At 59.7% G+C, this 14988-nt stretch carries 9 protein-coding genes; 8 read left to right on the forward strand and 1 reads right to left on the reverse strand.

Annotated features, from left to right (window positions below; genetic code table 11):
• The first annotated feature begins 279 nt into the window (after positions 1-279).
• The gene (locus Pan189_RS17685; RefSeq protein WP_145365411.1) at positions 280-5457 is read left to right on the forward strand and encodes a DUF1549 domain-containing protein; all 5178 of its coding nucleotides are present in this window, start codon (positions 280-282) and stop codon (positions 5455-5457) included.
• A gap of 61 nt (positions 5458-5518) precedes the next feature.
• Positions 5519-6985, forward strand: a complete 1467-nt coding sequence (locus Pan189_RS17690) for a DUF1501 domain-containing protein (RefSeq protein ID WP_145365412.1) — start codon at positions 5519-5521, stop codon at positions 6983-6985.
• On the opposite strand, the gene Pan189_RS17695 is transcribed toward Pan189_RS17690, so the two are convergent.
• Positions 6974-7696: a GntR family transcriptional regulator gene (locus tag Pan189_RS17695; RefSeq protein ID WP_145365413.1), complete on the reverse strand. Its 723-nt coding sequence runs from the start codon at positions 7694-7696 to the stop codon at positions 6974-6976. The two genes, Pan189_RS17690 and Pan189_RS17695, sit on opposite strands and share 12 nt — an antisense overlap.
• Positions 7697-7907: 211 nt before the next feature.
• On the opposite strand from Pan189_RS17695, the gene Pan189_RS17700 reads away from it, so the two are divergent.
• From Pan189_RS17700 to Pan189_RS17725, 6 genes are all read left to right on the forward strand, one after another.
• Positions 7908-8540 carry a sigma-70 family RNA polymerase sigma factor gene (locus tag Pan189_RS17700; protein WP_145365414.1) on the forward strand — a complete coding sequence of 211 codons (633 nt, stop codon included), beginning with the start codon at positions 7908-7910 and terminating at the stop codon, positions 8538-8540.
• A 27-nt stretch (positions 8541-8567) separates the two neighbouring features.
• On the forward strand, positions 8568-9908 hold the full coding sequence (locus tag Pan189_RS17705; protein ID WP_145365415.1) for a serine/threonine-protein kinase: 1341 nt from the start codon (positions 8568-8570) through the stop codon (positions 9906-9908).
• Between the two features lie 158 nt (positions 9909-10066).
• Positions 10067-11014 carry an aldo/keto reductase gene (locus Pan189_RS17710; RefSeq protein WP_145365416.1) on the forward strand — a complete coding sequence of 316 codons (948 nt, stop codon included), beginning with the start codon at positions 10067-10069 and terminating at the stop codon, positions 11012-11014.
• Positions 11015-11173: 159 nt separating this feature from the next.
• Complete coding sequence (locus tag Pan189_RS17715; RefSeq protein WP_145366244.1) at positions 11174-12202, forward strand: zinc-binding alcohol dehydrogenase family protein; 1029 nt, start codon at positions 11174-11176, stop codon at positions 12200-12202.
• Entirely contained in the window at positions 12199-13713 is a 1515-nt protein-coding gene (locus Pan189_RS17720) for a UxaA family hydrolase (protein WP_145365417.1), read from the forward strand. Before Pan189_RS17715 ends, Pan189_RS17720 begins: the two co-directional genes overlap by 4 nt.
• A gap of 145 nt (positions 13714-13858) precedes the next feature.
• Positions 13859-14986, forward strand: coding sequence for a mannitol dehydrogenase family protein (locus Pan189_RS17725; RefSeq protein ID WP_145365418.1), 1128 nt, complete (start codon positions 13859-13861; stop codon positions 14984-14986).
• Positions 14987-14988 lie beyond the last annotated feature (2 nt).

The following is a 14988-nucleotide window of genomic DNA, read 5'->3' on the forward strand; positions in this document are numbered from 1 at the left end:
CGTGCGTCGGTCGAAACGAAACATCGCGAGTTACTCTCGCCACGTATTCCTCGCAAATCGGCTGCGATTGGAAAGAAAGCGTGCGGATGGACGAGTTCGACAACGGTGAAAAAATACCAAGATTTGGCTCGAATCAAAGTCGCTGCATGTTATGATCTGGCAGGGTGCCTTCGGGCAGCGCGTCGGGAGTGTTCTACACGGCTCGCGACGACAACTGCTGATTTGCGAGCGATGGCACCCTCCCGCCCAATTGAATCTTCGGCTTGTGAGGCGAAATCGATGCTGCGTTCCCGCGTCGCTTTACTGATAGCGTTCACCGTTCCTTCTGTTCTCGTGTTCGGTGAGCGCCTTTCGGCACCAGCGTTTGGCGAGGAAACGGACGGAGCGAAGTCCGTCAGTTTTCATAAAGATGTGGAGCCGATTCTGCGGGCGAATTGTGCAGGGTGTCACCAGCCCGCGCGGAAGCAAGGCGGCTACCTGATGACCGATTTCGACGCCCTCGTAGTCGGGGGTGAATCGGGACTGGCGGCGGTTGTGCCGGGCAAGCCTGACGCGAGTTATCTGCTGGATCAGATTGTGCCAGACGACGACGGCAACGCTTTGATGCCGAAGAACGCCCCGCCGTTGAATCCCATGGAGATCGACACGATCCGAAAGTGGATCCTCCAAGGGGCGAAGAACGACGCTCCTCAAACCGATTCGCCGCAGTACTCGGTCGAAAACCCGCCTGTTTACCGCAAGCGGCCGGTCGTGACATCAATGGACTTTTCACCGGACGGCGGGCTGCTAGCCGTCGCCGGCTTTCATGAAGTGCTGCTGCACGATGCGGAGAGTGACGAAATCGTCGCTCGGCTCGTCGGCCTTTCTGAGCGGATCGAGACCGTCCGATTCTCACCGGACGGATCGAAACTGGCCGCATGTGGCGGGCTCCCCGGCCGGACCGGAGAAATTCAGATTTGGGACGTTGAAACCCGCGAATTGCTGATGGCCAAGACGGTCGGTTACGACACGGTGTACGGCGTAAGCTGGTCGCCTGACGGGTCAACAGTGGCGATCGGATGTCCCGATAATACCGTCCGCGGATTTAACGCCGATACGGGCGAGCAGACGTTTTTTATGGGCGGACATAACGATTGGGCCCTCGATACGGTGTTTTCCAGCGACGGCAGCCACGTCGTCTCGGTCGGTCGCGACATGACGGCCAAGCTGACCGAAGTCGATACGGAACGATTCGTTGACAATATCACGTCCATTACCCCCGGGGCTTTGAAGGGCGGCATCCTCGCCGTGGCAGCCCATCCGGAGCGAAATGAAATCGTGATCGGCGGCTCGGATGGAACGCCGAAGGTGTACCGGATGTTCCGCCAGACGAAGCGGGTGATCGGCGATGATGCCAACCTGATCCGCACCCTGCCCTCGCTACCCGGACGGGTTTTTGCCATTGACGTGAGTACCGACGGGACCCGGATTGCCGCCGGCTCCAGCACAACTGACGACGGCTGGCTCACGGTCTACGGGTACGAATTCGATACCGAACTGACAAAGAAGCTCAAAGAGGCGATGTCGAAGCAGACGTTCCGTCGGTCGGCTGAAGAAAAGAAGCTGCTGGAGGAGTATCGGAGCGAAGGCGTCGTCGAGTTGTGCCGCATTTCGATTCCGAATACGCCCGTCTATACCGTCGCGTTCGACCCGAGTGGCCAAAAAATTGTGGCCGCGGGCGGTGACGGAATGCTGCGAACGTACAATGCGGAGACCGGTGAGGAACTCAATGCCGTTTCATCCGTACCAATTGCCGGTCCTGCCGGATCGACGACCCTGGCAAGCAAAAATGATTTTCGCCGGTTCCCTCTGGCGGCCCAGTCGACCTCGTCATCCCCCGCCACTAATTTGCGGAATGTGACCGGGCTCTCCGTTCTACCGGCCGAGATCGTGCTGCAGGACGAATTCGATTACGTGCAGCTTCTGGTCACCGCCTCGATCAATGGCGGTTCTCCGACGGAAGTCGTCACCCGAGCGAAATTTGAGCCGGCTGATAATCTGGTCACAGTCAGCGACACCGGACTGGTTCTGCCGCAAAAAGACGGGAGCGGCTCACTTGTGGTGAGAGTTGGTGATGCCGCGGTGACGGTGCCGGTACGGGTCTCCGGGACATCCACGCTGCTCGAGCCCGACTTTGTTCGGGACGTGAATCCAGCCCTGACGAAGCTCGGCTGCAATCAGGGTACGTGCCACGGTGCCAAAGACGGGAAGAACGGCTTCAAGCTCTCGCTTCGCGGATACGACCCGCTTTACGACGTGCGGGCCTTCAGAGACGATCATGCCGCGCGGCGGGTCAATCGGGCCTCGGCTGCGGACAGTCTGATGTTGCTGAAGGCGACCGGCAGTGTCGCGCATGTCGGCGGGCAGTTGACGCGCAAAGGCGAAGGCTATTACGAGATCATCCGACGCTGGATTGAGGACGGATCACAGCTCGATCTCGACACGCCACGGGTCGAGCGGATCGAACTTCAGCCTCAGAAACCGGTGGTGCCGCTTGCTGGCGAAACACGGCAATTCCGCGTCACCGCCTATTACAGTGACGGTCGATCGCGAGACGTCACGCGTGAAGCTTTCGTGGAGAGTGGCGACATCGAGATCGCTTCCGCCCTGCCGAACGGTGTTATGCGGGCCATGCGACGAGGTGAGTCGCCGGTCCTGGCACGATACGAAGGGGCATATGCGGCGACGACGTTGACCGTGATGGGCGACCGCGACGGATTTACGTGGCAGGAACCCGAGAAGTGGACCGCGATCGATGAATTCGTTGCCCGCAAGTGGGAGCGAATGAAGATCAGGCCGTCCGGCTTGAGTAGTGATGCCGATTTCATTCGTCGGGTCTATCTCGATCTGACCGGGCTGCCCCCGAGCGTTGAGGAAGTGAAATTGTTCCTCGCCGATCGTCGTCCCGACCGCGTCAAGCGGGACGAATTGATCGATCGCCTGATCGGTAGCGAGGAATACGTCGATCGCTGGACCAACAAGTGGGCTGACCTGCTGCAGGTTAACAGCAAGTTCCTCGGCGACGAGGGAGCGAAGCAGTTCCATGCGTGGATTCGCGAGCAAGTCGAAACCAATCGGCCGTACGACGAATTCGCGCGCGACATCCTCACCGCGACCGGCTCGAATCGGGAGAACCCGGCGGCTTCCTACTACAAGGTGTTGCGTGATCCGCTGGCGACGATGGAGAACACAACGCATCTCTTTCTGGCGGTCCGCTTTAACTGCAACAAGTGTCACGACCACCCGTTCGAGCGTTGGACGCAGGACCAATATTACGAGACGGCCGCGTTCTTCGGTCGGGTCGGGTTGAAGAAAGACCCGGCGAGCAAAAATCGCAATATCGGCGGTACCGCGGTCGAAGGGGCGACACCGCTGTTTGAAGTCGTCTACGACAAAGAATCGGGCGAAGTGAAACACGACCGCACTGGCGTGGAGACGGCTCCCGAGTTCCCGTACGAGGCAACCTTCAGCACGGCTGACGACGCGTCGCGACGCGAGAAACTCGCCGCGTGGATGACGTCGCCGGACAACCAATACTTCGCGACGAGTTACGTCAACCGGCTGTGGGGCTATCTGCTGGGGGTCGGATTGATCGAACCGCTCGACGACATCCGCGCCGGCAATCCGCCCACGAATCCGGAACTGCTCGACTATCTGACGCGTGAGTTCCTCGAGAGTGGCTTCAACACGCAGCACGTGATTCGGCTGATCTGCCAGTCACGAACGTATCAACTGTCGGTCGAGTCGAACAAGTGGAATGCCGACGACTCGGTTAATTACTCGCACGCGATCGCCCGTCGGCTGCCGGCGGAGATGTTGTACGACTCGCTTCACAAGGTGCTGGGCAGCAAGCCCGACATCCCGACGCTACCGGGCGCAACGCGTGCCGCCGCCCTGCCCGATGCGCAACTCGACGCCAAGAGCGGATTCCTCGCAAACTTCGGCCGTCCGGCAAGGGAAAGCGCCTGTGAGTGTGAGCGGTCGACCAACATGGAACTCGGCAACGTGATGACGCTCATCAGCGGCTCGACGCTCGCCGAGGCGATTGCGTCGCCGTCCAACGAACTGACCGCGCTGGTTCGTCGGGAGAAAAATGACCGCGAGATGTTCCGGCAAATCTTCCTGAGAATTCTCAACCGCCCGGCGACCGAGGCCGAGATCGACGCGGCGATCAAGTCGATGAACCGCCTCGACAATGATCATGCCCGGTTGCAAGCGGCGCTAACGAAGCGCGAGATTGAAGTCGCCCCGATTCGGGCCGAGCGCGAACTCGTACGAGCAAAGGCCATCGCCGCGGCACGGACGGAACTCGACGAGTACAAGGCTTCGAACGCAGAGAAAGTCGCGAAACGTGAAGCCGATCGACAGGCGAAAATCGATGCGGCATCGGCTGAGCTTCAAGCGTTCGAAGATCAGTTCGACAGCAAATTGTCGGCCTGGGAGCAGTCAATTCAAAGTGAGAGCGCCGTCTGGTCGACGCTCGACCCTCACGTTCTGGTTGCCACGAACGGCGCGAAGCTGAAACGACTCGACGATGGGTCGTTCCTGGCATCAGGCAATCCCGACCGGACTAAATTCCGCATCGTCGCCGACGTCCCGATGACTCGCATTACGGGCATTCGAATCGAAGCATTGCCTCACGAATCGCTGCCGAAGAACGGCCCGGGCCGATCGGAGGATGGGCGATTCATTCTCACGGAACTGTCCGGTAAGGCCCGCGGACTGGTCAGTACGGGAGACGTCTCCGGTCCGGTCGTTGCACAAAAGAACGTGAAGGAAAATACCCGGCCGGGTGAGCCGCTGAAGTTCGGCGAACCGGTCGCGAACGACGCCGCGGGAGGCTATCCGGTCAAGGAAGCGGTCGACGGCAATCGAAGCCGGAATGACAACGGCTGGTCGGTCGACCGAAACTTTGGTCAGGTGCAATGGGCGGTCTTCCCACTCAAGCAGCCGATCGAAGGGGAAATCGGCGTTCGATTGGAAATTGAACTGCTGCATGATCATCTCGACGACAACAGCTTCTTCGGTCGGTTCCGCATCGACGTCACCGAACAAGCCGATGTCTCGCTCGGCGTGCCGCGGGAGCTCTTCACGCTGCTCGAAACGCCGGCCGAAGATCGCACCGCGCAGCAGTGGGTCGAACTGACCAAAACGTTCCGGCTAACCGATCCGGAATACAACCGGCTGACGTCGGTACTGGCTGCCGCGCGGAAACCGTTGCCGGAAGATCCGAAGGTGACCGGTCTGGAAAATCGCATCGAACGGCTCAGTCGTCCGCTGCCGGAGGACCCGTTGCTCGAGCGACTCCGGACCGACTTCGCGATGAGTAAACGGCAATTGGGAGACAAACGGCTCATTGCCGCACAGGACCTCGCGTGGGTGCTCATCAACAGCCCGTCGTTCCTGTTCAATCACTAAGAAATACGTCCAAATCACAAGCCCCCAGCGCAAGCAAGGGGCATTACGGAGGGTCAGCAAAATGATCGGCATTCTCGGCGAACGCGGCAAAGACCTTTGCGACTCCGGCCTCGGCGTTTCACGACGCCACGTGCTGCGGGTCGGTGCCTCCGGCATGTTGGGCCTGAGCCTCGGCTCGATGCTCAAACTGCAAGCGGCTTCGGCGAACTCCGCCGTCGGTGGGGCCGGTTGGGGCAAGGCGAAGCGGGTCATTATGTGCTACCTGCAAGGTGGACCGAGCCACATCGACCTGTGGGACCCGAAAGAGAACGTCCCCGACAACGTGAAGAGCATCTTCTCGCCGATCTCGACGGCGACGCCGGGCGTGAAATTTACCGAGAACCTCCCGCAACTCGCGAAGCAGACTGAGAAGTACACGCTCATTCGCTCGATGAGCTACACGCCGAACGGCTTGTTCAACCACACCGCGGCGATCTATCAGATGATGACCGGCTACACGACCGACAAGGTCAGCCCGTCGGGTCAGTTGGAGCCGCCATCGCCCAAGGACTTCCCGAACTTCGGCTCGAACATCATCCATCAACAGCCCTCCGACGTCCCGATGCTACCGTTCGTGATGCTGCCGCGTCCGCTGCAGGAGTCGAACGTCGTTGGTAAAGGTGGCACCGCCGGTTTCCTCGGTAAGGCGTACGATCCGTATACGCTCTACCCGCCGGGCGACGACATGAACATGAACAAGCTTGACACCGTCAACGTCGAAGACCTCAAGCTGCGACCAGAAGTGTTCACGACTCGGCTCCGCCGCCGGGCTGATCTGCGTGAGCAGATCAACGCCGGAATGCCTGCGATCGAGGAAGCCGTGTCAAAGTACAAGCTCGATCAGCATTACAGCCGAGCACTCGACCTTGTCACGTCCGGTCGTGCCCGCGACGCGTTTGCGATCGAGCGAGAGTCTGATGAAGTCCGCGATCGTTACGGTCGCAACACGTTTGGTCAGAGTTGTCTCCTCGCCCGTCGATTGGCCGAAGCGGGAACAAAAGTGGTCGAGGTCATCTGGCCAAAGGTCGCCAACTCAGACAATCACTCGTGGGACCAGCACACCGGCCTCAACAAGCGGATGAAAGATCAGTCGGCTCCGATGCTCGATACCGGGCTATCAGCTTTGATCGAAGATCTCGACGAGCGCGGGATGCTGGAGGACACGCTGCTCGTCGCGGTGGGCGAATTCGGGCGCAGTCCGAAGAAGGGCGTTAGCACCTCCGGCAACAACAATAGTGCCGATGGCCGTGACCACTGGCCGTACTGCTACACCGCTCTTGTAGCCGGTGCGGGCATGAAGCGGGGTTACATTCACGGCAAGTCGGACAAGACCGCTTCAGCCCCCGCCGAAGACCCGGTTCACCCCGGCGAGTTGCTCGCGACGATCTATCACGCCTTCGGCATCGATCCGGAGTCGATCGTTTACAACCACCTGAACCAGCCGCGGGAACTGGTGAAGGCTCAGGCGGTCACGTCACTATTCGCCTGACTCGTCGGCGTCATCGGGTGCCGCCTGTTTTTTCGCGATGAATTCGGCGTTTCTCTGCCCGGAGTTGCGCAGGTGTTCTCGCATCGCCTTCTCGGCTTGGTCCGCATCTTGGACGCGCAGCTCGCGATGGATTCGGCGGTGCTCGTCGAGTGTCGCATTCAGAATTTCGGGTCCGTCGCTGGTCCAGACTCGGATCAACGACATCAAGTCGTGAAAGCGATTGATTTCGGTTTCGAGTAGCGGATTGGCGGCTCGATTCGAAATCACGCGATGCATGACCCGGTCGTATTCGTTGACCGCCCGACCGACGATCTCGCCATCTTCATTCATCACGAGTTCGGCAAGCCGATCGAACTCGTCGAAGTCTTCCGGTCGGATTTTCCCGGTGGCCAGTCGTGTCGCCTGCCCTTCCAACGCTTCGCGTACCTGATACATCTGAGTGACATCCTGCGGCGTCAATTCGCGGACAATCGCGCCGCGATTGGCCCGAACCTCCACAAGCCCGGTCGAGGTCAATTGCCGGATCGCCTCACGGATCGGTGTGCGGCTGACTTTCAGCACCGCAGCCAATTCGATCTCGCGCAGGGCATGGCCGGGTAGAAATCGCCCCGCCACGATCTCGTCCGCCAGAAAGCGGTAAACCTGCTCCGCAAGTGTCACTTGTGAGAGTGGATCGGCAATGCCGTTGGGTCTTCGCGTGATCTTGGGCATCGTTGTTCCTGTCGCGACCGACAGAGCGAATGAAACCTCGACTGCTCTAGTTCCGTCGCCGCGGGTCGATTATTACTTCAGCACCGGTTGATGTCACTCGACATTGCCACGCGATGCGCACCACAATATGGGAATCATTCGTGCCGAGCGGGCTGGGCGGATATGCTAAAGGGCCACGCAAAAGCCGTGCGCCCCTCCGGTTCAGTTTGCCATGAGCGATTCGGATTTCGATACCGACCCGGCCCTGCTCGACCGCATCCGCGGGGGAGATGTCGATGCATTGGCCGAATTGTTCTCGGAGTATCGCAGCAGGCTTTGGCGGGTGGTCAATTTCCGACTCGACGCACGGCTGATCGGCCGAGCCGATCCGGAGGATATTCTGCAGGAGGCCTGGCTGAACGCCGCGAAGCGAATCAGCGCGTTTCCGACCGACCCGGAGTTGTCGACGTTCATCTGGTTTCGCCTGATCGTCAACCAGACGCTAATTGAAGTGCATCGCCGACACCTTGGGGCGAAGAAAAGGTCGGCCGGCCGCGAAATTCGTGGTTCTTCCGGTTACGACCCGAACACGACGACGTTTTCACTCTCATCGCATTTGCTCGGTCGACTCACTTCGCCGAGCGAAGCGGCGATTCGGGACGAGCGCGCTCGCCATCTGCGGGCCGCGCTCGAACAGATGAATGAGGTCGATCGGGAAGTCCTCGCGCTCCGCCATTTCGAGGAACTCTCCAACCGGGAGACGGCGGAGGTGCTGGGGATTTCCGAACAGGCCGCCAGTGTGCGCTATGTGCGCGCTCTCAAACGATTGCAAAAGATCGTCTCGGCCGTACCCGGCATGGTTTGACGACCGAGACAGGACGGACCGACGACATTGAGCGAACGGGACGATGTAAATTCTGAACTCTCCGAACCGGAGATCAGCGACCGGGATGCGGCCTCCGATGCCGACATCCTGAAAGTCCGCGTCCCGATGGAGAAGCTCGCCAGCCGGTTCATGGAGGAATTGCGCAGCGGAAGAAAGCCGAGCGTGCAGTCCTATGCGGCAGCGCACCCGCGGTTTGCCGATGAAATTCGACGCACGTTCCCCGTGCTGGCGGCCCTCGAAGGGCTCAAGCTCAACGAAGAGTCGACTTGGCTCAAACGCGGCTTTGCCGACTTGGAAGTCGATCGACTCGGCGGCTGCGACATCATCGGCGAGGTCGCCCGCGGCGGCATGGGAATCGTCTTCGAAGGCTTGGAGAAGTCTTCGGGAAGACGTGTCGCGGTGAAACTGTTGCCCTGGCGGGTCGACAGCGTCCCGCAGGTCCGCGAAGCGTTCGAACGAGAAGCGCGGCTCGCCTCGCAGTTGCGGCATTCGAATATCGTGCCCATTTACGGTTTCGGCGAGCACGAGGGCTACTGCTACTACACGATGCGGTATGTCGACGGGGTGAGTCTCGATCGGTTAATCGAACGGCTTAAAGAACGGGAGGGGGTCGTCTACGCCGAAGAAATCAGCCGGGCCCGCGACGACCGCTCGGAGGGTGCGGCATCTCCCGCAAAATCGTCTCCGGCAAGCAACATAATTAATGGTGAGACGAAGTCGGATCCCGTCACCTCTTACCGTCACTTAAAACGGAAGTCGTATCGGAAGTTCGCCCGCATCGGCATTCAGGTCGCCCGAGCGCTTCATGCCGCGCACGAGCGAGGCGTTTTGCACAACGATGTCAAGCCGGGCAACGTGCTGATCGGGGCAGACGGCAAGGTCTGGGTCACCGATTTCGGCGTTGCGACGGCGGCTCGCACCGGAAGCGAAGGCGTGGACGAGGAACACGAATCATACGCGGGCACGTTGCGATACATGGCTCCCGAACGCTTTAGGGGCAAGTCCGACCGACGCGGCGACATCTACGCACTGGGCGCGACACTGTATGAACTCGTGACCCGCCGACCGATCTTCGACGCCAAGAGCCGTTCCGCGATGGTCGATCGGATTGCGAACGTGATCCCAGTGCAGCCTTCGGTGATCGATCCAGAATTCCCGATCGACTTCGAATCGATCATTGCCAAAGCGATCGCCAAACGACCCGAAGACCGCTACGCGACCGCGGGAGAAATGGGAGCCGATCTGCTCGCGTTTTCCGGCGGGCATCGCCCACACGCGGCGAAGCGAAGATTCGTGCGGAGAGTGGTCAATCGCCTGCGGCATTGGCTTGGCATTGAGCAGCGATAACCATTCGAGCGATCACCTGCGGCGAACCGCCGCCACTCGTGTTCTATTCGCAACTTCATTCGGCTGATTGGTGACTGATAGCACGGTTGTGGGGCGCTCTTTGCCCCCGTACATTGCATGCAAGATTTAAACGCGTCGCTCAACGGCCAGTCTTCACCATGCAATATCGCCAACTCGGCAAGACCGGACTCAAACTCTCTGCGTTGGGCTTTGGTGCCTCCTCGCTGGGACAGGAATTCCGCAAGGTCGACAATCTCGATGACGCGCTTCGCTGCATTGACGTTGCGCTCGAAGGGGGCGTCAATTACATCGATACCGCCGCCTTCTACGGTCGAGGCATGAGCGAGGTCCTGCTGGGCCGCAAGCTGCCTGACATCCCGCGAGACAAGTTTGTGCTGAGCACCAAACTCGGCCGCTATTCCGGCGAGCACTTCGACTTCTCCGCCCGGCGCGTGGCGGAGAGCGTCGACATCTCTTTGGAGCGAATGGGGGTCGACACCCTCGACATGGTCTTTTGCCACGACATTGAATTCGTGGACATGTCGCAGATCGTCGAGGAGACACTCCCCGCCCTGCGCGAGCAAAAAGCCGCGGGAAAGGTGAAGGCGATCGGCGTCAGCGGCTACCCGATGAAGATGTTCAAGTACATCCTCGACCGGGCTGAGGTCGACGTGGTCCTGACCTACAATCATTACACGCTGCAGAACGACATGGCCCTCGAACTGGTGCCGATCTGCAAAGAGAAAGGCGTCGGGCTGATCAACGCGGCCCCCTTCTCCGCCCGACTTCTGACAGATGCGCCACTTCCGCCGTGGCATAAGGCGACGCCCGAAGTTCGAGAAGTTGCCGCTAAAGCCGCCGAGCATTGCCGTACTAAAGGCAGCGACATCGCCAAGCTCGCACTGCAGTTCTCAATCGCCAATCCCGAATTCGCTTCCTGCGTGACCGGCTCGGCCAATCCGCAGCGCGTGGCCCAATGGATCGAGTGGGCCGAGGAACCGATCGACGAACAATTGGTCGCAGAAGTTCAGGATATTCTGAAACCAATCCACAACTGGTTCTACATTGAAGGTCGACCGGAGAATAATGACGAACCGGTTACCTAGCTTTCTCAGGGTGGCTGAGGACGGTCTCGCAGAGCCGCCCCCAGCGAGCGCGGTGCCGCGTTCGATTCACTGAGGTTGTCGCAACTCGAAGCCTTATCCGCTGGGGGCAGCATCCATGCCGTCCCCAGCCACGCATCCGTTAACAATTTTCTCAACATGATCCGCGGCATCCGTCTCGAAGAACCGGAACGGTTCGAATATGTCGAACTCGACGACCCCACGTCTCCGCCCGAGGGCTACGCGCAGGTCCGCACGCACCTGATGGGCATCTGCGGTTCCGACGTGAGCGGCTTTCTCGGCAAGATGCCGTTCTTTCGCTATCCGCGCGTGCCGGGGCACGAATTGGGCGTCGAGGTTCTCGAAGTCGGACCGGGTGTTGACAATATCGCCCCCGGAGATCGCTGTAGCATCGAACCCTACATGAACTGCGGCAGGTGCTTCGCCTGCCGACGTGGCAACGGCAACTGTTGCGAGAACCTTGAAGTCATCGGCGTAATGGCCGACGGCGGACTCCGCGAACGCTTCAACGTGCGTGCCGACAAACTGCACCCGTCGAAATTGCTCAGCTACGAGCAACTGGCCCTCGTCGAGACCCTCGCCATCGGCTGCCACGCCGTTGACCGCGGCGAATGCAAAGAGGGCGAACATGTGCTGGTCATCGGAGCCGGGCCAATCGGCCTGGCAACGCTCGAATTCGTCCGCCTGACCGGAGCGAAAATCACCGTCATGGACCTCGTCCAGTCGCGGCTCGACTTCTGCAAGGAACGCTATGGCGTCGAAAATACGATCCTGTTCACCGGCGATGAGAGTGATCTTGAACACGCCCTCGAAATCACCGGCGGCGACAAGTTCGCCATCGCCATCGACGCCACCGGCAACCACAAATCGATGAGTGGGGCGCTGCAGTTCGTAGCGCACACGGGGACTTTGGTTTATGTCGGCATCACCAACGGTGAAGTCAGTTTTCCGCACCCCGCCATGCACCGGCCCGAGATGAATCTCAAAGGCAGCCGCAACGCGCTGCCGCGCGACTTCACGCGGATCATTAAACTGATCGAGGTCGGCACGATCGACACCGGGCCGTGGATTACGCACCGGACGACGTTCGACCGCTTCCGCGACGATTTCCCCGCCTACACACGTCCCGAGACGGGTGTGATCAAAGCCATGGTGGAGGTGCAGACATGAGTGCGGCAACCGCGACGACGGCAACCCCCCGCTGGCTCCGCGTGCATCCGGATGACGCTGTGATCGTCCTGATCGACGAACTGGCAGAAGGCGAAAGCGTCGACGGCGTAACCGCGCGGCAGACGATTCCCGCCGGTCATAAACTGGCGACAACGTGCATCGACGCGGGCGAGCACGTACTGAAATACGGCTACTCGATCGGCATCGCCACGCAAACGATCGCAATCGGCGATCACGTACACACACACAATCTCAAAACCGGCCTCGACACCAACCTCGAATACCGTTGGAGCGAGCGCACGGCGGATTCGTCGACCAAGCTGGAACCATCGACCTTCGAAGGCTTTCGCCGTAAGGATGGCCGCGTCGCGATCCGCAATGAAATCTGGATCATCAACACCGTCGGCTGCGTGAACATGACTGCCACCAAAATTGGTGAGCGGGCCACACGCGAGTTCGCTTCCAAAGGACTGGTCGACGGCGTTTATTCGTTTCCTCACCCGTTCGGCTGCTCGCAACTAGGCGACGATTTAGGACAGACGCAAGCGATTCTGTCGGGGCTGATCCGGCATCCTAATGCCGCCGGTGTGCTCGTGATCGGCCTCGGTTGCGAGAACAATCAGATTAAACAGCAGCTCGAGCGAGCTGGCATCGAAGACCCCGACCGCATCCGCTATTTCAATGCTCAGGAAGTCGATGACGAGGTCGAGCACGGCCTTCAACTCGTCGGCGAACTCGCCGAGTACGCGTCGTCGTTTCAACGACAGACGATTCCGTCGAACGAACTCATTTTCGCGATGAAATGCGGCGGCAGCGACGGCTTCAGCGGGATCACAGCGAATCCACTCGTCGGTCGCATCACCGATCGCCACTGTGCGACCGGGGGCACGACGATCTTGAGCGAAGTTCCCGAGATGTTCGGGGCGGAACAATTGCTAATGGACCGGACCACCGATCGCGAAACCTTCGATGCCTGCGGCAATCTCATTAATGAATTCAAAGACTACTTCCGGGCTCACGATCAGCCGGTTTACGATAACCCATCACCGGGCAATAAAGACGGCGGGATCACCACGCTCGAAGAGAAGTCGCTCGGCTGCGTTCAAAAGGGCGGCCGGGCACCGGTGAAACAGGTTCTCGCCTATGGAGAGCCGGCGACACCCAACTTGGGCGGACTCGCCCTGGTGAATGCACCGGGCAACGACGCCGTCTCGTCGACCGCGATGACGGCTGCCGGCGCCCACATGGTGCTCTTCACTACCGGCCGGGGCACACCACTCGGTGTGCCGGCACCGACGATTAAGATCGCGACGAACGCCGATCTCGCCAGCCGAAAATCGTCATGGATCGACTTCAACGCGGGCCGGATGGTGGCCGACGGAGCCTCTGCCGAGGAGCTCGAATCCGAACTGTTCGACCTGCTACTTAAAACAGCCAGCGGCGAGCCAGCCCGCAACGAGGTCAACGGCTACCGCGAAATCGCCGTCTGGAAAACCGGCGTTACGGTCTAATTCCAAATATAATTTTACCCTCAAACACAAGCCCGACGCGCAAGCAAGGGACCTTACCCTCGGACTTTCACTTTCTTTTTCACCTTGGTATCGGCAAGTTTAAGTTTAAGCTCACCAACACGGACGGAACACAATAAAGGGCAACATGTCGGCGGAAACAATTCTTCAATTCGGTGCGGGGCGATTCCTTCGCGGCTTCATCGATCGCTTTGTGCACGAAGCCAATGCCGCGGGGCAGGATGTCGGCCGCGTTGTTGTCGTGCAGTCGACCTCCGGCAAGCGGGCTCAGTTGCTGAAAGAGCATCCCAAAGGTTATCCCGTGGTTGTCCGCGGTTATCGCGACGGCGAACTGATCGAAGAGCGGACCGACGTCGCATCGGTTTCACGGGCGCTGGTCGCCGATTCCGAATGGGATGAGGTGATGCGATTCGCAGGATCACCTCACCTGAAGCTGCTCGTCACAAACGCGACTGAAGCCGGGTATGTCCTGAGCGGCGACACCGACAAAGGTCTCGCGCCAAACACGATGCCGGGCAAGCTCACCCGCGTCCTGCACCGTCGCTTTGAAACCGGTGGAGACCCTGTCACCGTACTCCCGTGCGAATTAATCGCGGAGAACGCCACGCGGCTGCAAAACCTCGTCGTGCAGCAGGCCGAGCAGTGGAAGCTCGACAGCCGGTTTGTTTATTGGCTCGCCAACGAATGTGTGTGGCTGAACAATCTCGTCGACTGCATGATCTCCGATCTGCCCGACGAACACGCGGCGGTTCAGGAAAACCCTCTCGCCATCATGGCGGAGCCTTATGCACTCCTCGCGATCGAGCGACCGCGCTCGGGGGAATTGAACCTCTTCGACCACCCGGCGGTCAAAGTCGTCGACGATCTCGCGCCCTATTACTTGCGAAAAGTGCGAGTCTTAAATGGTGTGCACACCGCAATGGTTGCCAAATATCTTGGAAGTGAGTACGAGACCGTGCAGGCGGTTCTCGACTCGCCGGACGGCATAAAGTGGACGCGGGAACTTCTCTATGAAGAGATCGTCCCGACCCTCAAGGATCGGGTTGAAGGTGCGGACCAATTCGCTGATGACACGCTCGATCGGTTTCGCAACCCTCATATGGCCCACCGCCTCTCGAATATCCGATTAAATCACGAAGATAAAGTCCCCGTGCGGCTCGGACCGACGGCGGTCGACTATGAAAAATTGTTCGGCAAGAAACCGCCGATTCTGACATCCTGTATGGAACGCGATCTCGCGGCGGAAGGTCTTTAAGA

Source organism: Stratiformator vulcanicus (genome assembly GCF_007744515.1).
Taxonomy (GTDB): domain Bacteria; phylum Planctomycetota; class Planctomycetia; order Planctomycetales; family Planctomycetaceae; genus Stratiformator; species Stratiformator vulcanicus.